Annotated in this window: 17 protein-coding genes; 13 read left to right on the top strand and 4 right to left on the bottom strand. The window is 49.3% G+C overall.

The window, feature by feature from the left end; genetic code table 11:
* Positions 1-12 precede the first annotated feature (12 nt).
* The 5 genes from DYU11_RS20945 to DYU11_RS20925 all read left to right on the top strand — a co-directional run bounded on the left by DYU11_RS20945 (position 13) and on the right by DYU11_RS20925 (position 8,460).
* Positions 13-1,455 (top strand): right-handed parallel beta-helix repeat-containing protein, encoded by a 1,443-nt coding sequence (locus DYU11_RS20945; RefSeq protein ID WP_119669680.1) that lies wholly within the window; start codon positions 13-15, stop codon positions 1,453-1,455.
* An 85-nt stretch (positions 1,456-1,540) separates the two neighbouring features.
* On the top strand, positions 1,541-3,628 hold the full coding sequence (locus tag DYU11_RS20940) for a hypothetical protein (protein WP_119669679.1): 2,088 nt from the start codon (positions 1,541-1,543) through the stop codon (positions 3,626-3,628).
* Positions 3,629-3,630: 2 nt separating this feature from the next.
* Complete coding sequence (locus tag DYU11_RS20935; RefSeq protein ID WP_119669678.1) at positions 3,631-4,161, top strand: hypothetical protein; 531 nt, start codon at positions 3,631-3,633, stop codon at positions 4,159-4,161.
* A gap of 63 nt (positions 4,162-4,224) precedes the next feature.
* Positions 4,225-7,722, top strand: a complete 3,498-nt coding sequence (locus tag DYU11_RS20930; RefSeq protein WP_119669677.1) for a phage tail tape measure protein — start codon at positions 4,225-4,227, stop codon at positions 7,720-7,722.
* Between the two features lie 117 nt (positions 7,723-7,839).
* The gene (locus DYU11_RS20925) at positions 7,840-8,460 is read left to right on the top strand and encodes a hypothetical protein (RefSeq protein ID WP_147367988.1); all 621 of its coding nucleotides are present in this window, start codon (positions 7,840-7,842) and stop codon (positions 8,458-8,460) included.
* 197 nt (positions 8,461-8,657) lie between these two features.
* On the opposite strand, the gene DYU11_RS20920 is transcribed toward DYU11_RS20925, so the two are convergent.
* Positions 8,658-8,924, bottom strand: coding sequence for a hypothetical protein (locus DYU11_RS20920; protein WP_119669675.1), 267 nt, complete (start codon positions 8,922-8,924; stop codon positions 8,658-8,660).
* A 69-nt stretch (positions 8,925-8,993) separates the two neighbouring features.
* Positions 8,994-9,164 carry a hypothetical protein gene (locus DYU11_RS33305; protein WP_158600331.1) on the bottom strand — a complete coding sequence of 57 codons (171 nt, stop codon included), beginning with the start codon at positions 9,162-9,164 and terminating at the stop codon, positions 8,994-8,996.
* Between the two features lie 216 nt (positions 9,165-9,380).
* On the opposite strand from DYU11_RS33305, the gene DYU11_RS20915 reads away from it, so the two are divergent.
* The 5 genes from DYU11_RS20915 to DYU11_RS20895 all read left to right on the top strand — a co-directional run bounded on the left by DYU11_RS20915 (position 9,381) and on the right by DYU11_RS20895 (position 15,063).
* Positions 9,381-10,310: an amidoligase family protein gene (locus DYU11_RS20915; RefSeq protein ID WP_119669674.1), complete on the top strand. Its 930-nt coding sequence runs from the start codon at positions 9,381-9,383 to the stop codon at positions 10,308-10,310.
* The gene (locus DYU11_RS20910) at positions 10,307-10,537 is read left to right on the top strand and encodes a hypothetical protein (RefSeq protein WP_119669673.1); all 231 of its coding nucleotides are present in this window, start codon (positions 10,307-10,309) and stop codon (positions 10,535-10,537) included. The genes DYU11_RS20915 and DYU11_RS20910 overlap by 4 nt, the downstream gene beginning before the upstream one ends.
* Before the next feature lie 146 nt (positions 10,538-10,683).
* On the top strand, positions 10,684-10,869 hold the full coding sequence (locus tag DYU11_RS20905) for a type II toxin-antitoxin system HicA family toxin (protein WP_119669672.1): 186 nt from the start codon (positions 10,684-10,686) through the stop codon (positions 10,867-10,869).
* Positions 10,870-10,950: 81 nt separating this feature from the next.
* Entirely contained in the window at positions 10,951-11,367 is a 417-nt protein-coding gene (locus tag DYU11_RS20900; protein WP_147367987.1) for a hypothetical protein, read from the top strand.
* Positions 11,368-11,430: 63 nt separating this feature from the next.
* A complete protein-coding gene (locus DYU11_RS20895; protein WP_119669670.1) occupies positions 11,431-15,063 on the top strand; it encodes a YobI family P-loop NTPase in 3,633 nt (1,210 codons plus the stop codon).
* Between the two features lie 77 nt (positions 15,064-15,140).
* Here the strand turns inward: DYU11_RS20895 and DYU11_RS20890 are convergent, their stop codons facing one another.
* Positions 15,141-15,476, bottom strand: a complete 336-nt coding sequence (locus DYU11_RS20890) for a hypothetical protein (RefSeq protein ID WP_119669669.1) — start codon at positions 15,474-15,476, stop codon at positions 15,141-15,143.
* Between the two features lie 265 nt (positions 15,477-15,741).
* Between DYU11_RS20890 and DYU11_RS20885 the strand changes: the two genes are divergently transcribed.
* The 3 genes from DYU11_RS20885 to DYU11_RS20875 are packed head-to-tail and all read left to right on the top strand — an operon-like array spanning position 15,742 to position 18,181.
* Positions 15,742-16,317: a recombinase family protein gene (locus DYU11_RS20885; protein ID WP_119669668.1), complete on the top strand. Its 576-nt coding sequence runs from the start codon at positions 15,742-15,744 to the stop codon at positions 16,315-16,317.
* A 27-nt stretch (positions 16,318-16,344) separates the two neighbouring features.
* Complete coding sequence (locus DYU11_RS20880) at positions 16,345-17,235, top strand: DUF2971 domain-containing protein (protein WP_119669667.1); 891 nt, start codon at positions 16,345-16,347, stop codon at positions 17,233-17,235.
* Positions 17,213-18,181, top strand: a complete 969-nt coding sequence (locus tag DYU11_RS20875; RefSeq protein WP_147367986.1) for a DUF5677 domain-containing protein — start codon at positions 17,213-17,215, stop codon at positions 18,179-18,181. Before DYU11_RS20880 ends, DYU11_RS20875 begins: the two co-directional genes overlap by 23 nt.
* Before the next feature lie 315 nt (positions 18,182-18,496).
* Here DYU11_RS20875 and DYU11_RS20865 read toward each other — a convergent pair whose 3' ends face one another.
* The gene (locus DYU11_RS20865) at positions 18,497-19,666 is read right to left on the bottom strand and encodes an acyltransferase family protein (RefSeq protein ID WP_119669664.1); all 1,170 of its coding nucleotides are present in this window, start codon (positions 19,664-19,666) and stop codon (positions 18,497-18,499) included.
* Positions 19,667-19,745 lie beyond the last annotated feature (79 nt).

The following is a 19,745-nucleotide window of genomic DNA, read 5'->3' as shown; positions in this document are numbered from 1 at the left end:
ATCGTAACCCTCATGAAACCTTTCCTGCTTGTCTGCCTTCTGCTAGCTCAACTCACCCAGGCCCAGACCATCGACACGATCCGGGTGCAGCCTGGCCAGCGCATCCTCATTGAAGTTGCAAAACCAGTACCAACGCCAATACCGGACACGGTTGTTATTGAGCCGCCGGTGCCAACGCCAAAAGATTCCGTCGTCGTGTCTCCGCTTCCGAGCCGTGATACGGTAGTTATCGTAAAGCCAGTTCCCAAGCCCTGGGTACCCAAAGTGATCATCTCGAAGTCTGGTCAGTATGACCTGGCCAAAATGGGGGTTTTGCCCGGAGATACCGTCGGCATTCAGGGCGGCAATTATACGTTCCTGAAAATCCTTAACGCGGTAGGCACGGCCGCAAAGCCCGTCGTATTCCGCAACTACCAGGGCGTTGTTCGCCACCGCAGCAACACTGCCAATCAGGCGAATTTTACGTTTGAGGGTTGTGATCAAATCGTCATCGCCGGCGATGGCGTCGACTCGATAAAATATGGAATTCGTCTGGCGGCTCAGTACAAAGATGTAAGTGCCCTGGTACTCTCTGGCTTTACTAAAAACGTGGAGGTGCATCATGTGGAGGTCGACAGCGCTGGTTTTGCCGGCCTGATGGCCAAAACCGATCCCACCGACGACGTGCGCACCCAGCGGGGCAACTTCGACATGGGTCGGGTGTATCTGCACCACAACTACATCCACAACGTGCGCGGGGAGGGCTTCTACGTCGGGAGTTCGTTCATGAATTCGGGCGTCAGACGAACCCGGCGCGTAGCGGGCAAAGAGGAGGTGTATTACCTCTACCCGCACTACATCTCGAGTCTGGAGATTGCGTATAACATCACCGACTCGACGGGCTGCGAGGGTATCCAGTACTCCTGCTCACCAGGGGCCAGGGTGCACGATAACCGGGTCAGTAACTCGGGGCTGTCACCGTTTGCCGCCAACCAGAACAACGGTGTACAGATCGGTGGACTTTCCTCCGGAGCGTTTTACGACAATGAGATCCGGAATAGTTCAGGCATCGGGCTGATCATCGTGGGGCACGGCGGTGACCTGGAGATTCGGAACGTCTTAATCGAGAACTCGGGGAAAGGTAACGTAGCGGCTAAATTCCCTGAGATGCCGGGCGTTTTCATCGACGAGCGGAAAGACCCATCTGGGTTTGGAACGGTGCCAGCTACCAACGTCCGGTTCATCAATGTAACGATTAAAAATAGTCAGGTTGATGCGGTTCGGCTGTACAACGAAACCCAGACGACGTATTTCGTGAACTGTGTGTTTGATGGCTTTAGTCGCTTTCAGATTGACCGTTCACCTAAAACGGTCCCCTTTTCGGTAACCAACAGCCACGTTGGACCCGTATCCGAAGCACCCAGTGGCGTAGGTTACCAGCCCTATATCTATCCAACGAATACGTTTCGGCGATAATGGTTAGGTGCCATTTGCTTCCCTTTAACCACTAGTCACCTACCGACACCGGTGTCAGTAGGTGATAACTAACTTTTACCAGTTTATGATTGCCATCACCAACGTCCTTGGGCTTACCCTGGAACTAGTCCCCGGCCAGGCGCTGGTGACCGAGCAGGTATGCGCCTGGACGGCCGATGACGAATTGCCGGGTGAGTTCAGCTACCCGATCAAATTCCCGTTAAACGAAAGCAATCTGCGGTTTCTGCAGCTTCAGTTTCGTCCCGACTCCACCCATCCGGAGATGGAGTTGCCGGTTACGGTCAATCTGGAGGGGGTCTTGTATCGTCGGTGCCTGCTCAGCTACCGGATTGTTGACGATAAGGGCGACGGATTCCTGAAAATAGACTCCTCGGAAGCCTACGACAAACTGCGTAACCTCAGCCTGCTGGAGGCCCTGCCGGACCGGATTCATCTGGGCGATGGCATTCAGCCGGGCGGCCAGCTGTCCCTGAAAACGCTCAGACAGCGGATGTACGAACTGGCTCAGCTGAAGCCAGGCCTTTTTCCCTGCGTGTTTTTTCCCATCCGCAACGACTCCTTCTTCGAAGCCGATATCACCAACGAGTACGAGAATACCCGCAAGGTACCCGGCTTTGTCCGTCAGGTGTATGTCAATGCGTTTAATGGCCAGTTTTTAACCGACTCGTCTACAGTAACCGGCTATCCCATCTGCCCCCAGTTTTACCTCTCCTGGGTACTGGAGCGGATCATGAACCTGGCCGGTTACCGGATCGAAGGAAACTTCCTGAGTGACCCCGAGGTGCAGATGCTGACGGTGACGGGCATGACGGCTATGGAGGTGAAGCGGAGCATCACGGCTCCGCTGGGCCATACCGTCACGGCCGGCATGCACCTGCCCGATATGTCGGTGTCTGATTTTCTGAAAGCGATCAAGGGCCGCTACGGCCTGGCCATAACGTTCAATGCCAACACGCGGATTTGCACCATCGTCCAGTTTAAAAAAACCGTGCAGTCCGGTACCGTGCAGGACCTGACGGCCTACCAAACCGGTCGGTATAGCGTCGATAAGGCACTCGACCGGGGTTTTCGGGTGATTGATTTTATCGACGAGCAGGATGAGCTCTATAAAGACGCGAAGGGCAACGTAGTACGGCCTGCCCCGTTTGTGATCGGCAAAGGGCTGGACGAGCTGCAGCTGCGTTGTGGTACGACGCAGGCCATCCTGGAGGCCTCACCCATCGTGAATGCTGCCCAGGCCGGTGGGCACTGGATTGTTCCGACGGTCAAACAAGCGGGCAACACCGTCGACGGGGCGTACCAGGCTTCGGAGCGGTACCTCGACCAGGAAGGTAAACGTAAAAACAACATTGGCCTCAAGTTGATCAGCTACCGGGGCATGAGTGTCGACACTAAAGGCAATGCCTATCCCCTGGGAACACCCGATATCCGGAATGGCAAGCAGGAACCGATCGGCAAACAGAGTACGAGCCTGGGCGGCCGGTCAGGCTTGTGGCGGTCGGGCCTGCGCGATTACTACCATTTTCGGGACCAGGCCCAGCCGATCACACAGCCGCTCCTGCTGCCGGTGGCCGTACTGGCCCAGCTAAAGCTGCACGAGCCGGTGGGTCTGACCTTAAAGGACCAGATCCGGCGGTCGTATCTGGTAACCAAACTGTCGGCCGAGTCGCCCGGTAGTGAGGGGCGCGTGCGGGTGCGTCTGGAGTGTCTGACCCTGCCTTCAGGCCTGGAGCTATCGGCCGAGGCTGATTTGCCGCTGGTGTGGGTGTCGATGGCGGTTACTCACAAGAGTGTTACCGACCCGCCGGCAGGCGTGCCGGCCTATCATATCGAAACGACAGTGACGCTGTCGTTCTGGGCCAATGCGCAGAAAACCCAGCCCTACATTACCCAGGGGTTGGCCGTTACGCTGCGGCAGCGGAAAGACTATCGCTACGATGCCCGGCTCGGTCCGTTTGGCTACGGCTCCGATCCACGGGCCGGCCAGCAGTTCGATTACCTGACGACGGTTGTCTGCAACGGCTCATCGATGGTCCTACCCACGCCGTTTGTGACCGAAAAACGGGAGTACGACTCCACCAAGCGGATTATCGATCAGTACAAAGGGTTCGTGCAGCTCGATCCCGGGGACGACTATAACGTAATCGTGTAACCATGGCGAAACCGGTTAGTTATCAGGAGCTGAGCATAAACGAAAAGATAAACCTGAAAGGGTTGATTCTGGCCTGGAACGACATCGCCATCCAGCGCTGGCAGGGTGAGCTCGACGATAAGGTGTACCGGTCCGTGCAGCGTAAGTACCGCAACAGGTTCCGCGACGCCAGGGGCAAATACGCCAAGTCGTCGAATAACAGCTACGGCCGCACGATGCGCCTGCGGAGCGACTGGCAGAGCCGGGTGTATGCAGAAAAAGGCGGGGGCATCAGTGGCCTGCGCATCAGCTTTCTGCTCTACGGCCGCTTTGTCGACATGGGCGTAGGCAACGGCATCGACTACGCTGAATCAAAATACCGTAGGGTGCGTGCCAATGGCGAGCCCACCCAGCGCAGGCCCAAACGCTGGTATAGCCGGCGCAAAGGCTACGAAACCTACCGCCTGCGCGAATTGCTCAGTAAATACTACGTCAATGTTACCCTGGATGCCCTCGAACAGGTCCTGACTGATTCGGTCACCGTTCGGGTGTAATCCTTACCACTTTAAGCAGAGGCCTGGCCGTTTTCCGGCCGATTGCTCAACAGAGCAATCACCATGGCAAAAACCCAACAGGATCGCGCGGTCATCGACCTCGTGATCAATGGCCAACAGGCCAAAACCAGCCTGAAGGAAGTCGAACGGGCGGTCGTACTGGCGCGTATCGAATTCAAAAAACTCCGCGAGGAAGACAATCCGGAACTCTACCGGGCCAAGCTGGCTGAATACCAGAAATTGCTGGAGGCCCAGCGCCAGATGGCCGGCCGGGTCAATGAAACGACCACGGCCTGGGGTCGCTTCAAGCAGCAGTTCTCATTTGCCAACCTGACGGCGGGTATCGTGGGTGGCAACATCATCACCTCAACGCTGGAGAAGATCGCCAGCCTGGGGCCGGCTGTCGTGAATGCGTACCGCGAGTTCAACTCCGCCAGCCAGGAACTGTCGGCCGTGACGGGCCTGACCGGAGCGGATCTGGCGTATCTCAACCAGCAGGCCCAGCAGATGGGTCCGGGCCTGGGCAAATCGGCCGCCGAAATGCTGGAGGCCTATAAGCTCATGGGGTCGGCGAAGCCCGAACTGCTGGCCCAGAAGGAGTTGCTGGCCGAAACGACTCTGGCCGCGATTACCCTCAGCCAGGCCGGTAAAATCGATCTGGCGGAAGCTACGTCGGTGACGGCCGAATCGCTGAACCAGTTTGGCGAGAGTGCTGATCAGGCTAATCGCTTCATCAACGTCATCGCGGCTGGCGCCAAAGAGGGGAGTGCCGAAATCAACCAGATGGGGGCGGCCCTGAAAAATTCCGGTACCGTAGCTGCGGCACAGGGCCTCAGCTTTGAGCAGACCAACGCCATCCTGCAGTCGATGTCGACAATCGCCCTGAAAGGGGGAGAAGCCGGTACCGGGCTGCGGAACGTGCTATTGACGCTGGGATCAGGCGCTAACGAAACGAATCCGAAGGTGGTGGGACTGGAAACGGCCCTGGAGAACCTGGGTAAGAAAAACCTCAGCACGGCCGAGATGACCAAGCTGTTCGGCAAAGAAAACCTGGTGGCGGCTCAGCACATCATTGGGCACCGGAAGGAAATTACTGAACTGACCAAAAAAGTCACAGGGACTCAGGAAGCTTTTGGCCAGGCGGCTAAGAACAACGCAACCCTTGATTACCAACTAGCGCAACTTTCCGCTACCGCAAGCGGATTGGCGGTAGCCCTTTTTTCTAAGGTAGAACCAGCGTTTTCTGCCGTCGTTAGTGCGGGGACAACGTTACTCAAACTGTTGACAAGTGGGTTATCCACGGGCCGCGCCTGGCAGTGGACTAAAGAGAACTCAGTAGCCATTGGTTCGCTTGCCTACGCATTAGTTGTACTAAACGCCAACTTTATCCGGGCTACGGTTTCAGCTGCAGCGAACACAACGGCCGTCCTGCTGAATAAAGCTGCGTATGAACTCGGGTATCGTTGGCTAGTCATTCAGACGGCCGCGCAGGGAGCCTGGTCGGTAGCGGTGGGCTTAGCCACGGGCCGCATCACACTGGCCACGGCGGCTACCTCCGCCTGGAACGCCGTACTCCGCATGAATCCGGTGGGTTTGGTGGTTACGGCCGTCATGGGCCTGGTAGCGGCCGTCAAGTTGTACTCGGATAATACAGCCGCAGCTATTCGCCTGGAGCGGGACCGGGCCAAACTGTCGGAGAAGTTCAATACGGCCACCGCTCAGATGGAGGGGACGTATAAGAAACTGAACGGACAACTCGCCAACTACAATCAGTTGACCGACGAGCAGAAAGAAAAGCTCGAGATGCAGATTAATGCCGAGGCCCGCATGGCCCGGCTAAAACTGCAGCGACTCATCATTGAGAAGGAACTGCTCAAAACCCAGATGATTCAGAATCCTACGCTGTGGGATAAGATGATGGCCATGCTCAAGGCCGGTGGGAATTCGGCCAGTTTCTCGGCTATACTGGCTCAGCAGATGGGAGAGAATACCCGGGTGATCGACGAGCAGTTCAGCGAGCAGATTGCCACCGCCCAGAATGCCCTGAATACTATTAACGGGCTAAAAGAGCAGCTTGGCGGTAGTAAAACGGCTACAGCAACTGGAGGTGGGGGTGGAGGATTGAGCAATGAAGAAAAACTCAAACGAAAAAAAGCTAATCAAGACACTCAGAACGCCATCCGGGAAGACCAGATTCGGGCCATTGCCGACGAGAAAGAGCGGGAGCTGGCTATGCTTCGCTTCAAAGCGGATGTGGCCAAACAGGAAGTGGACCAGTCGGCTGCCTCCGCCAATCTTAAGTGGAAACGTAAACGCTCGATTGAGGAACTGCTTGAGGCCGACCTGGCCGGCGTCCGCAAGAAGTATTTTCAGAAAGAGCAGGAAATGCAGGCGCTGGAGTCTGAGCAACTTCTTAAGCTGGCCATTGAGGATCTGGAGTCGGAAAAGAAAATTCGTTTGCAGGCTATAACGGACGAGCTGGAGGCCGGTAATCTGACCAAAGAAGAGGCAAAGAAGCAAGAAATCATTGAAGAACAGACGTTTTTACGGGCGAAGCAGACCCTTTATGAAGGCTGGTACCAATCGTTCGGTGCCATGTTCTTTGATAACAAAGAGCTGATCACAAAGGCGACCAAAACCTATAATGAGCAAATGATGGATCTGGACCAGGCCCTAACCGACAACGAGCGGCAACAGGCTAAGGCCCGGATGGCCATCAAGAAAGCCGAAATTGAGGATGCCGATGAGAAAGCTAAAGACAAAAAGAAACGGGATAAAGAAAATCATGATCAGCAAAAGCAGTTTGTCACTGACCTCTACGGGGTGATGGTCAACAACTGGACGGAGACGCTGGCAGGCCATAAAAAATTCCTCAAAGAATCAACCGTTCTGCAGAAAGCGGCTTTTTTAGCCCAGCGGGCCTACGCCATTGCCGAAATCGCTATGAACCTGCAAAAGCAAATTTCGGCCATTAATGCCGGTGCCGGCGCGTTGTCAGCCTTCGAAGGTATATTTCCGGGGGTAGGCATCGCGGCCAAAATTATGAAAGGCTTCCAGATTGCCGGAGCCGTAGGGATGGCCGCGATTCAAACGGCAAAGGTACTGGCCCTGAGTCCGTCAACACCGGCCTTCGCAGCTGGCGGATTTACGGGTTTGGGTGACGGGCCGTCGGGCTTTGTGGACGAACCCACGATGTTTTCGATGGGCAAACGGCGGTACCTCGCCGGGGAAGCCGGCCGGGAGTTCATTATTAGCAACAAGGCCCTCCAGAACCCGGTGGTAGCTGACCTGGCCAGGATGATGGACGTGGCCCAGCAGACGGGTAATTTCTCGGCGTTAAATCAGGTGGTGGGCACGGGCCTGACGGGCGGCAGCCTGGCCCAAAACAGGGCGGAGTCGGTTGGTTTCAGTGCCGAAATGGGCCTGGCTATCGTTCGGGAGTTGCAGCAAACCCGCGAGGTGATGCGTGAGTATGCCGAACGGCCGATTGTACAGAATTACCGGTTGTTTGAGCAGGAGGCAAACCGAATCCAGCAAATTCGTACCACGACCAAGCTGTGACCAGGCTGCGACTAAGCTTTAGAAATTAACCTATTAGTTAATTTTCGATGTTACCGATTGGTAACGTATATGTATACATACAGGATTTGGTTAGTTTCGGGCTTAACCAAATCCTGTATGAAACAACTTATAGTTCTACTGCTTATTTCCACATCATTGATCGGTTGTTTGCTCCAACCTCGAGTGTACACCCACAAAGACCCTTTTACCGGTGAGCGTAGCCGAATGATGACGGTCGGCGAATCTGATTTTTCGCTGGTGATGTCGGCCCTTTCGTCAACGCCGGTCAAGTCCTTGAATCAAAACCACTATTTGTTTTTGAAAATTACAGCTGTTGATACAACCTTGTTCTACGCTCGGATTCATCCTGACCGGGGCTATGATGTTCCCGAAGATGCCTTGCTGCAGCTAAAATTATACGGCCGTAAGTCAGCCGACGAAGATAAAATTGTGGATCTTCTTTTGGTGAAAGGCTATCATACGCGGCAGGGCCCGCTCCTGGCTTCCGCCCGCATCGATGCGCCGACCGCCCGGCTTTTGCAACAGCAACGGATTGGCGTGCTGCGCATCAACAAGGTTAGTACAAACGAATCGGATATGGTGACGGACGACTGGTACCCAATGGCTGATTTCGGCAGGGCTTTTACCAAAGGGGCTGGGATGTTATTCGCCACTCCGTTTACTGCGACTCCGAAAGCGGTGCCTACACCCAAGCAAATCGCCAAAAAGAAAAAATGAAATCACTTATTCGTTATTGTAAAGGCTGTTTCGTTGCCTTTCTGCTTCTTCTTTTTCCTGGCGATGAAAAGCTGGAGAAGATCTATAAGGACAACTACGAATAAATTAGATCTTCAGATACCCCCAATACAGTAAAAAGCCTGGCCGAAGATCAGCCAGGCTTTTTTAATTAGACAAGACGTTTCGAGTGTCGAAGGTTACTGATAGACCTTATCCCGGATGAGTTTCAGGCCGTTCAGTTCTTCTACCTCAATTATATCCTCGGCCGGAATGCGACCGCGATTGATCCAGTTGGAGACGACGCTAATCGTTTCGAGGTTGTGCCGTTTAGCGTACTCCTTCAACGTTACCCATTCGGATAAGTCGTAGCGTTTGCCGTTCGCTTCCAGAAACGAGCGGGCTTCGTTGATCAACGCCCGGTTGTCGGTCAGGAGTTGTTCGGTTTTGTTTAATTGAATTTCCATGGCTCAAGTCAGAGAGTGATTGTAAGTGTTATATAAGAGAAGGGTTGGGGGCCTGTTGGCCCCGTTCCCTTATTCTTCAAATTGTTGGAGAAGCGAGATCAGCTTCCCTAGTTGTTCCAACAGCTCGTTTTCCTGTTCTTCGGTCAATTCGCTGTCGGGCTGACCAGCCTTTTTATCGGCTAACTCTTTTTTGGTGGCGGCAATGGCGGCCTTAATTCGTTTAATAAACCCTTCATTCATGTCGTCTTGTGATTGTTAAGTGACTTAACAAAGGTAGTATTGTTAACTGACTTAACAAGCATTTAGGCGACTTTTTTTTAAGAAAATCGAAGATTTTTTTGGGCATTGGACACGTCCAGTGGATGCATGGACTGTGCGTGGAATCTGCGTAGTGTCACTTGCATGTCGGGCACTGAAGTGCGTGCTTTGTTTCAACAATAACACGCAGATAGTCAGATGAATACGCAAGCGATTTTAACCAACCCGAACCTAACCAAGACCGAAAAAATCCGGCAATTATTAGCCCTGGGCCTCACCCGGCGGCAGGTAACCGACCTGACCGGAGGCAACTACGGATTTGTTCAGAACGTCTTTGCTAAATACTGGCCCGAGCAGGTGCGGAGCCGCCAGAATCAGGCCCCCCAGGGCTTTGCATTCGTAGCCTTCAACCGGCGCTTTGGTATCGAGATTGAAGCGTACAACGTAGAAAAGCACACGCTGGCCAGCGCCCTGCGCGAGGCAGGCATCGACGTAGCGGTAGAAGGCTACAACCACACCACCCGCGCCCACTGGAAAATCGTAACCGACGGTAGTTTGAACGGCAACAACACCTTCGAACTGGTCAGCCCGATTTTGGAAGGCCAGGACGGGTTGAACCAACTCCAGACGGTCTGCCGGGTGCTGAAGCAAAAAAACGCCTACATCAACCGCTCCTGCGGCCTGCACGTACATTTCGACGCCGAACACATCGGCCTCTCACACACGAAAAACCTGCTGATCAACTACAGCCGGTTTGAGCGGGTAATTGATAGCTTTATGCCGATCAGCCGCCGGGCCGGCAACAACGGCTACTGCCTGAGTTTTGCAAGTCAGCTCAGCCGAATCGAATCGGCCAGCACGATGAACGCCCTCTGCGGGGTAATGCACACCCGGTATTACAAGGTAAACCTGCAGGCTTACCTGCGCCACAAGACGATTGAATTCCGCCAGCACAGCGGTACGATCGAGTTTGAGAAGATCTCGAACTGGGTCTTATTTTTACATAACCTGGTTGAATACAGCCGCAACCAACGGGTAGAAAACGCTACCTTCGAGAGCCTGCGGTCGTTTCAGCAGGACGGAGTTATCACCTACTTAAACAACCGCATCAGCGAGTTAGCCGCATGACATACAAAACCGCATTAGGCGAGGAGATCGAAGGCTCCTCGCCTACCGAAATCATAGACGCGATGAAGGCCGGGGGCCGCTTCTCGGCCGATCAGGATCGCCCCGCCTACATGACCGGCTTTGCCGAGCGGCTCAAGGAATGGAACGGCGAGGTACTCACGTACTCGGATGAAAAAAGCTTTGTCGAGGAGCTCCTGCGAGTAGGGTACCTGACGCCGGCCAAATAAGTGTAATTTATAACTATCTGCCTCCGGAAAGCCCGCTGACTCTGTCGGCGGGCTTTTTATTGAAATTAGTAGCAAAAAGGCTACCAAATTACTTGCCTGAAAGTAGCAAAAAAGCTACCTTTAGAACATGAAAAAAAGAGGACGATATGACAGCACGTGAACTGATCAAAAGGCTGGAAGCCGCCGGGTGGGTAGAGGTCAGACAAGCCGGAAGCCACCGGATCTTCAAGAACCCCAACTTTCAACATAACCTGTCAGTCCCCGATCACGGAAAGCAGGACCTGAAACCGGGGTTAGTTAACAAACTTCTGAAGCAGGCCGGGCTGAAATAGTCCCGGCCCCTTCAGGGCTTCCGCCGAATGATCAGTTACGAGTCAACGCCTTATATGTTCAACACTCTAAACATTACCCGAATGGAAAAGCACATCGTCATTGTCATCGAAAAAGGCGCTGATGACACTGAATTAGGTGCAACTATGGAAGCGCCCGGTTTCTTCTACGCGACTGTAGGAGCCAACGAAGAGGAAATCACTAACAACATGAGGATGCTGTTGGCCGATTTTCTGAAGCACGAAGGCAAGGACATGGCCGAATGGCAGGGCGTCACTGCAGAGCAGGTAACGTTCAATTTTGAATACGATGTGGCGGTGTTGTTCGAGGTCTTTGACGCTATCAAAATTAACTCCATTGCCAAGCTGGCAGGGATCAATCAGGCGCTTATGCGTCAATATGCGTCAGGGGTTAAAAATCCGTCCAAGCAGCAAGCCAAGAAGATCGAAGCGGCTATTCGTCAGTTAGGCGAACGGCTCATGCAGATAACAGTTGCGTAATTACATAGGCACAGGCCCGGCCTACCCTCCGGGCCTGTATTAACTTACAATCAATCTCTCTAAATGAAACTACAGCTACGACAACGCGTACTTACTTTACTGAAACAGTTAATTCGTCGTATAGAATCGATTCCATCAACCTCAGTTTCTCCACCTCCATTTGCCCCGCTAACGCCAATTAATTCCGTTGAGAACAAAAAATATGGTGAGGCAATCCAATGGGCACTCAGCCAGCCGCATGATAAACGTATCCATAATGTGGCCCTGACAGGTCCCTACGGTTCGGGAAAAAGTAGCGTCATCCGCACATTTGAGCTCGATTACGGTGGGTTTGGTTACGAGTTTTTGAACATTTCCTTAGCTACATTCCGAGATGACCAGCAGCCAGCGAAGACTTTAACAACTGAACACGCTTCACTTGTAGATCTAAATCGAATCGAAGCTAGCATTCTTCAGCAGCTATTCTACCGGGAAGATGATGCCAGCATACCGGATTCTCGTTTTAAAAAAATCAAACATTACTCGCGGTCAACACGCGTTTTCTCTGCCTTGGCTATCTGTGGCTGGCTTTTGTCCTTTTACGCAATAGGCTTCCCGGACAGCTTTGCCAAGCAAATAAAAAACATGCCATCGTATACCTGGCTGACCTACCTAGAGGTTCCTGCCTATGTTCCGATGCTTATCTTTTTGGCTGGTATTGCGTGGGCAGTCTACAAAGGTATCCGGTTACTTGCTCGGATTAGACTAAATAAAATCAATGTGTTTGAGGCTGAGTTGGAAATAGATGCCTTAGCTACCCCATCAATCCTGAATCAGCACCTGGATGAAATCATTTACTTTTTTAAAAAGACCGTATACAACGTAGTTGTCATTGAAGACCTTGACCGTTTTAACCAGCCGGAAATTTTCACCAAACTTCGTGAGATTAACACGATCCTGAATGATTCAAAGACAATAGGCCGGAAAATTGTCTTTCTGTATGCAGTACGTGATGACATGTTTAACGACAAAGACCGGGCAAAATTCTTTGATTTTATCATTCCGATCATTCCTGTCATCAACTATTCTAATTCTAGTGAGAAACTATTATCGATTTCTAACGCCAATAATTACGGGTGGTATCAGCCATTAATCGACGATATCGCACTTTTCATTGATGACATGCGGCTATTGTACAACGTCACCAATGAATTTTACCTGTATAACGCTTCCCTTCACCCCTCACTGGATAAAAATAAACTGCTGGCCCTTTTAGTCTACAAAAATTGCTATCCGAGCGATTTTGTGGCGCTCAGTCAAGGCCAAGGTGTTTTATATGGTCATTTTCAAAAAAAACAAACACTGATTAAATCAACAATTTCTACGATAGAATCCGAAATCAAAGAGAAGGAAGAAGAATTAAGGATATTGGAGAGAGTTGCCTTAAAAGATGAGCATGAATTGAAATCAGTGTACTTACTAAAAGTCATTGAATCGATTGGGGGGTTCCAAGAATTCCAGCACAAGTATTATACTTATTCAATTCAGCAGGTAGTAGAGGAAAAATTCAATTTGCTCGTTGAGAATGAACTTCAATATAACTACAATGGCTATAATCGCAATCTGCCTAAAAAGTTTGAAGTCATCGAAAAGGAAGTCGATCCTACCCAGTCCTTTCAACAACGATTGGCTACTATCAACGCTAAAAATAACAAAGCAGCCAAAAATCTTTCAATCGACATACAGGCACTCGAAACCCAAAAGCGATCCTGCCAGGAAGCAACTTTTAAAGAATTGCTAACTAACACTACCAACGAACTTTTTACTGACGAGAGTCGACAGTCGATGTTTCTAAGCCTTATGCTCAGAACTGGCTATATCGACGAAAGCTACCTTGATTATGTTTCGATCTTCTACGAAGGTTCCCTGAGTCGAAACGACTACGATTTTCTGTTAGCGGTCAAAACTCGCAGGCCCAAAGCGTTTGATTTGCCCCTAACCAATTTAGAGAAGATACTTTCCAAACTAAGCCTTACTGATTTTTCGCACCCTGCTTGCTACAATCTATCGCTGCTTGACTATATGCTGGGTAAAGGCCGGTACACTTCCCAGCTTAATTATTTGTTTGCTACGTTCGCCACGGAATCCGAAGCATCAATACAGTTCCTGCTCGCGTTGCTTCAAAAGCCACTTCAACCCCGGTATCTACTGCCTGCCTTGGTTCAGCAGTGGCCAAATTGCTGGCGTTTCATCGAAACCAGCTTACAGGTATCCGCAGCTGACAAAGAAGCATTTTACATCCTACTGGTAGAACACGTTCCCACGAAACAAATTATCAATCTGAATGCCGCGACAAGCATTGGTCAATATTTAGTCGATAAGCCTGAGCTTCTGTATAAAATTTCGGCAAAAGGCAATCTAAAAAGCTTAATTACGGACTTTGATCTTCAATTTATAACTCTGTACGAAACGCTTTGTCCGGATGATTTGATTGAGTTTATCTACACAGGGAGTCATTATGAAATTAATGATTTCATGATTGCGCTGCTGGTTAAGAAGAAAGGTAAGTACGACCCCGTAGCTTTTGCACAGCGTAACTTTAGTGCCCTGCTGGATACCGGTCTGACATCAATGATTGCGTATATTAATGCCAATAGGGAAGCATACGTCACTGAGGTATTTCTCACCCTACCGGAAAATAGGCACGAACTCGAAACTACGTTACTGACGCTGCTCAATGATGACTCGTTGCGTTTGCCTATCAAACAACAGATACTGACAAAAAGTACGACGACCTTCTCTAAGCTGTCTGAACTGAAAACTATAGACCTGTATCCCGATCTCCTTGCGCAAGGGAAAGTGGCTGCAACCTGGGCGAATGTGGCAATAGTCTTTGATACCAACGACTTAACCCTTAGTTCAGAGTTGATTTCCTTTTTGTCGAAGGATGAGAACGCTGCTATGTTGGGTAACATAGAAGAAATTGAAGATGAGCAAAAACAACTGTATGATCAGTTGTTTTCGCAACTAATGAACTGTAATGCTATTAGTGATTCGGCCTACCGAACAATCTGTAGCCTTATTCCAAATGTGTACTTTGAATATGAAATTAGCTTGGCAAGTGTTTCGAGAGATAAATTGGCCGCACTATGTGATACGGGCGCGCTTTATTTTAGGTCCTTATCGCTCGATGCAGTATTTAATATTGATCGGGCAATTAGCGTGTCTTTCTTGGAAAAAAATATCGACGAACTTGAAAAGTCAGACGAGAAATTTTCAATATCAATTCGACTAGTAGAATATATGGTCGTCTCTAGCTCACTCTCCATGTCGCGAAAAGTTTTACTAATTAATTTCATAGAGCCTACTGAATTGATAGCCTATACTGGTTCTTTGGACTGGCTAATAACCTTTATTACCGACAATCCGGTACCTACGGTGTCTGCAACGCTTCTTAGCCACCTGATCAACAAGGAAAGTATTCGCTCAGTGACCAGAGTCAAGATACTACAAATGTATCATCTACGATTGACGTCGTTTAACTACAAAGCTTTCTTAGAAACCTTAGGACCCATGTATGCAAGCACATTCTCTTACCAACAAAAAACTTGGGACTACAATCCTGCTAACTACTGGCTTGCTCAGAAATTGAAAGAGCAGAGACTCATTCAGCGCGTAAACAAGAAGGGGGATAAGCTTAAGCTGACCATAGAATAATAGATGGAATAGCTAATGACTGGATCATGTGTGTCCAGTCATTATTGTTTGAGCCAGAGCCCTATGTCGGGATGCTGTTATTTATAGTCCGTCCACCAGCGGGACCACTTGACGGCCGCAACCTCTAGCGGCATGAACTCCCTGGCTGCGATATCGACGATCGTTTCGAGGATCACGAAGTCCCGGCCGACCGCGTGCCATAACTCATTCACATCGGCATACAGAAACATGGTGTTTTCAGCAATAGCCATCAGCACCTCCCGCGTATTAGGTGGCTTGTCCTCGCCAGGTTTATAGCCGATCTCGTGTTTGTACTTTTTAATCTGCCAGCGCCCGCCCAGCTCTTCAGTCATATTCATCTCCCAGGTCGTGGCGGCAATCCAGTCGGGCATCTCGTTGATGGATGTTTGCATATTCGTTTAGGTGTTAAATTGCCACAATCAATCAGGTTTCTCACTGGAGCCTGAAATGGTGTGGATAGAATCGGAAAGAAGACTGGCCTGGTGCCGGTCTTCTTTTTTTGTGCCACTGATGGTTCAAAAAAACGGTCGTTTCTTTTTACGGCTAACCGCTACGATCAGACAAGCCAAACATAGCAGTCAAAGCGTTAAATAAACTGGTTAAATTAATTAGTTAAATTTTTTGTATCTTGAAGTGCATTTCTTTAACGCTTTGAGGATGAAAATCGGCTACGCCCGGGTATCAACCCAGGATCAGAAGTTATCCCTCCAACTCGACGCCTTGAAAGGAGCCGGTTGCGATCGCATCTACGAAGAGAAAGCCAGTGGTGCCAAAGCTGACCGGCCGGAGCTCATGAAATTATTGGAGCACGTTCGGCAGGGCGATACGGTTGTGATCTGGAAACTGGATCGACTCGGTCGGTCACTGGCGCACCTGGTACAACTGGTATCCGACCTGGAGAAGCAGGGCGTTGGCCTGATCAGTCTGAACGATCCCATCGACACCACTACTGCCCAGGGGCGATTGGTGTTCCGGATCTTCGCCAGCCTGGCCGAGTTTGAGCGGGAGGTAATCCGGGAGCGTACGAATGCCGGTCTGGCATCAGCCCGCCGGCGCGGTCAGACCCTCGGCCGAAAAAAAGGGCTTTCACAGGAAGCAGAGAACAAAAGCCGGATTGCCGAGAGCCTCTATAAGGAAGGAAAATTCACCGTGCAGGAAATTGCCAAGCAGATCGGAATTTCAAAACCTACGCTGTATACGTATTTAAAGCATCGGGGGATTGTAATCGGATAATTATAAAATCATCTTCTTAATAGATCAATGTATAATATTCCTCCTATCCCAATCTTGATTCCCTATTACGATAGAAAAGTAGAAAATTTTTCGGGGAGCTTTTTTGCCGACGTTCCTAATACTACACTTGAAAAATTTGACCTGCCACCAAAAGTAATCTACCATTATACAAAGCTAAATACGGCCGAATTGATAATAAAAGGGCATAAGCTAAACTTTAGTAACCCGGATAGATTTAATGATCCTTTTGATATGATGGAAGACTTGATTGATTTCAAAGCACACGGAACACAAGCAAAAAATTGGGTAAATAATAAATTTAAATCTAGAGGTAGAAAGGAAAGACGGAAATTAACCAGAAGGGCTAATGAGATTGGTGACCAATTCGCTGATTTTCGAAGACAAGGTTTTTCCTCTCTTAAAGAACAAACTGGAGTTTGTTGCTTTAGCAAAAGCCCAAGTAAAACACTGATGTGGAGTCATTATGCTGACGCTCACAAGGGAATTTGCATTGGGTTTGAAATATATCCTTTTCAAAGAAGGCATTTGACAACTATGATGATTGGGGAAGTGGCTTATTCAGAAAGAATAATAGCGAAAAACTATTATGAATACGAAGAAGAAATACTGAGGCATTGGATTTTCACCAAATCACATATCTGGTCTTACGAAGAGGAGGTCAGAGCCATCCTTTTCGGGACCGATGGTCAATGCTTGTTTGATTTTGACAAAGGATGCATTAAAGAGATTTATTACGGCTGTAAAGTAACGGATGAAGAAATCTTATCATTCCAGAATTTACTTGATGAACATGGTTATAAACACTATTCTAGTTATAGAATGAAGATTGATAAAAGCACATTCGATATAAAAACTGAAAAGCTTAACCAGCAAAATGAAAACGGTCCCAAAGCTTGAAATGCTGCCGCCAACAGAACCTAGTATTCAATCTGCATTAGATACCTATCACGATGCAATACATGAAATGGTGTGTTACGGTACGCATATACTTCATTGGATACTAAAAGAAAACAAAAAGATCTTGCCTGAAAGCACAGAGCTAAATATTGCTCACGCGCTTCTGTTTAGGCACATACTGGAGCATTTAGATTCAATGGCTATACAAATAAAAGCCAGTGCAATTGTTCCGTCTAAAGTTCAGCTCAGGGTGATTCTTGAAGCATTCCTTAGCTTGGAGTATCTATTAGAGAAGCCGGAAAATATAGCCCAAAGGGCCGCAGCTTATTTCTTAGTTGGTTATTACAAATCCTATAATTTTTTAATGAAGCACACTCCAGGAACGGAAGAATATAGAATCCAGATGGAGGACCTAAAAAAGCACGCAAAATACATAAGAGATGAGGACCTGCCAGACACAAGTGCAGAGCTAGAAAATATAAAACGTTTGATCAATAGTCCACTCTATCGTGAAGCTAAAGAAGAATACAATATATACACTAAAGACAATACAAAAGATATAAATGATCTTAAATGGCATGCTTTATATAATGGGCCAAAAAGTACGTTTAGATTGGCTAACTATCTAAATAGGCGGGATTTTTACGATTACTGTTATAAGCCATGGTCAGAGGAGGTGCACAGTACAAATTTGCATCGTGGCGTAATAGTAAAAGCAGAAGAAGGGTATGGTGCATTCAACCAACTGCGCATGCCTGATCAAGCTCCAGAACTTGTTCAATCAACAACAATGATTGTATTGAGCGTATATGAATTATTAATTACAAAGTGCGTTCCGAAAGAACTGAATAATTATAGGCAATGGAGCCGAATGTATAAAATGGTTCATAGAAACAAGGTTGAACGCATCAAATTTAATCTTGTTGCTGCGCCCAATCCATTATGAGGTTAAATCGAAGACGCTTATGCAAACTCTTTGGATCACCCAGGACCAGTACACAGAAGCGCTGAAGGGGGCCTTCCAAATGTACCGTACGGGCATGCCAGAGTTTGAAGTATTACTTAAGTCGTTGGATGATCTCGACACGATTCAGTTTTCATTGGGTTCTAGATTACAGTTGCCTCGCTACAAACGATTCGTCCTACGGACTAGCTCACCGGCAAAGAGTTTCAACCAGTATCAAGGAGTTTAAGTAGTGCAGGAGTAGCCTGTATTGATTTACGAATTGGAGTGTAAAGATGCCCTCTTTCTGCAATGTGACTACACACCTTCTACCGAGCTACGCCGTTGTTGGAACAGCATACGCCAAATCGGGGTTGCACGACGCCCGTTTAGAACCTGCCCCAAAACCGTGTCACGGACCAGCAAATCGTAGCTGACAAGGGAAAGAACAACGGTTATGACCAGCACGAGGGCATATTTTTCAAAGGCCGACCACTCGATGGGTATTAGCCAGACCTGAATGTAGACGCAGATCAGCAGGTGAATGATGTAGACCCAATACGATGATTGGGCCAGGTAACGTGAAACAGCGGAGGGTTGGTTGAGGTAGCGCTCGAAGAGGCCAATCAGACCGAATGAAATTAACCATGTACTGGACGCCGAGAGGATAGAAAGATCAACGCGGTAGGTTGTCGGAAGGGCTGTGTTGGCGTTGATCTGCCACATCAGCCTCGCGTAGAATACGAACACGACCAGTCCCCCCAGCAGCAGCCACCAAGCCGGTCGCTTCAGTAAGGCTAACCGGTGGGCTTGTTGGAATAACAGCCACCCAAAAACGAAATACGTAAATAGACCCGCCAGAATGATAGGGCTAGGGGTCAGGTCACTAGGCGTGTAAAAAGTAGCACCCGGCATGAACCACAAAAACAGCGCACTAAAGGCAATCCAGGCCGGAATCGCCCAACTGGATACCAGCCAGCGGCTGATGGCCTGACCGGGAAGCGAGGGCTTAGAGCCGTTTAGTCGTACAGCTACGTACACGCCTAGGTAATATATAAGCAGGAAGTACAAAAACCACAGGTGAACAGTAGGCGTTATAACGGGCAGCAGAAACGTACCGGTTGAAAACCATTCGATGACGGGTGCGATGGTGTGATTTGAAAAGCAGTAAACGTATGCTGCCTGAATTAGAATATTAACCGTAAAATAGCCAACAAGAAAAGGGAGTAGAATTCGGTGTGCTCGATTTTTGATAAACAAACTCACGCCCCGACGCTCAACCAGCAGCGCAGAAAAAAAGCCGGACATGATGAAAAAAGCGGGCATTCTGAACGTATGAATGAAGAGGAATAGGGTGTCAAAAACTTCATGATTCGCTTTGGGATCATCCGGGAAGTAGGCAGTGTTCATGTACGGGCCGGCTGCGTGGAGCACTAGTCCCATCAGCATCATGCTCGTTCTCAGATTGTCGAGTGAATGGTAGTGCATCGATCTACAGAAGAAATAGAGTTGCTTCCATAAAAGTAGAAGCGCTACTTTCTCTATAAAACTAATTTACTAAGTGGAG

Origin of the sequence: Fibrisoma montanum, assembly GCF_003583365.1 — a bacterium.
Taxonomy (GTDB): domain Bacteria; phylum Bacteroidota; class Bacteroidia; order Cytophagales; family Spirosomataceae; genus Fibrisoma; species Fibrisoma montanum.
Note: the sequence above shows the minus strand (reverse complement) of the source record. Positions and strands in the feature narration are given on the sequence as shown.

Bases quoted from the DNA above. Each gene is read 5' to 3' on its own strand.
- DYU11_RS20945 (WP_119669680.1), top strand. From the start codon at position 13: ATGAAACCTTTCCTGCTTGTCTGCCTTCTGCTAGCTCAACTCACCCAG.
- DYU11_RS20890 (WP_119669669.1), bottom strand. From the start codon at position 15,476: ATGCAAACATCCATCAACGAGATGCCCGACTGGATTGCCGCCACGACC.
- DYU11_RS20935 (WP_119669678.1), top strand. From the start codon at position 3,631: ATGGCGAAACCGGTTAGTTATCAGGAGCTGAGCATAAACGAAAAGATA.
- DYU11_RS20885 (WP_119669668.1), top strand. From the start codon at position 15,742: ATGAAAATCGGCTACGCCCGGGTATCAACCCAGGATCAGAAGTTATCC.
- DYU11_RS20920 (WP_119669675.1), bottom strand. From the start codon at position 8,924: ATGGAAATTCAATTAAACAAAACCGAACAACTCCTGACCGACAACCGG.
- DYU11_RS20915 (WP_119669674.1), top strand. From the start codon at position 9,381: ATGAATACGCAAGCGATTTTAACCAACCCGAACCTAACCAAGACCGAA.
- DYU11_RS33305 (WP_158600331.1), bottom strand. From the start codon at position 9,164: ATGAATGAAGGGTTTATTAAACGAATTAAGGCCGCCATTGCCGCCACC.
- DYU11_RS20930 (WP_119669677.1), top strand. From the start codon at position 4,225: ATGGCAAAAACCCAACAGGATCGCGCGGTCATCGACCTCGTGATCAAT.
- DYU11_RS20900 (WP_147367987.1), top strand. From the start codon at position 10,951: ATGGAAAAGCACATCGTCATTGTCATCGAAAAAGGCGCTGATGACACT.
- DYU11_RS20880 (WP_119669667.1), top strand. From the start codon at position 16,345: ATGTATAATATTCCTCCTATCCCAATCTTGATTCCCTATTACGATAGA.
- DYU11_RS20905 (WP_119669672.1), top strand. From the start codon at position 10,684: ATGACAGCACGTGAACTGATCAAAAGGCTGGAAGCCGCCGGGTGGGTA.
- DYU11_RS20940 (WP_119669679.1), top strand. From the start codon at position 1,541: ATGATTGCCATCACCAACGTCCTTGGGCTTACCCTGGAACTAGTCCCC.
- DYU11_RS20910 (WP_119669673.1), top strand. From the start codon at position 10,307: ATGACATACAAAACCGCATTAGGCGAGGAGATCGAAGGCTCCTCGCCT.
- DYU11_RS20925 (WP_147367988.1), top strand. From the start codon at position 7,840: ATGAAACAACTTATAGTTCTACTGCTTATTTCCACATCATTGATCGGT.
- DYU11_RS20865 (WP_119669664.1), bottom strand. From the start codon at position 19,666: ATGCACTACCATTCACTCGACAATCTGAGAACGAGCATGATGCTGATG.
- DYU11_RS20895 (WP_119669670.1), top strand. From the start codon at position 11,431: ATGAAACTACAGCTACGACAACGCGTACTTACTTTACTGAAACAGTTA.
- DYU11_RS20875 (WP_147367986.1), top strand. From the start codon at position 17,213: ATGAAAACGGTCCCAAAGCTTGAAATGCTGCCGCCAACAGAACCTAGT.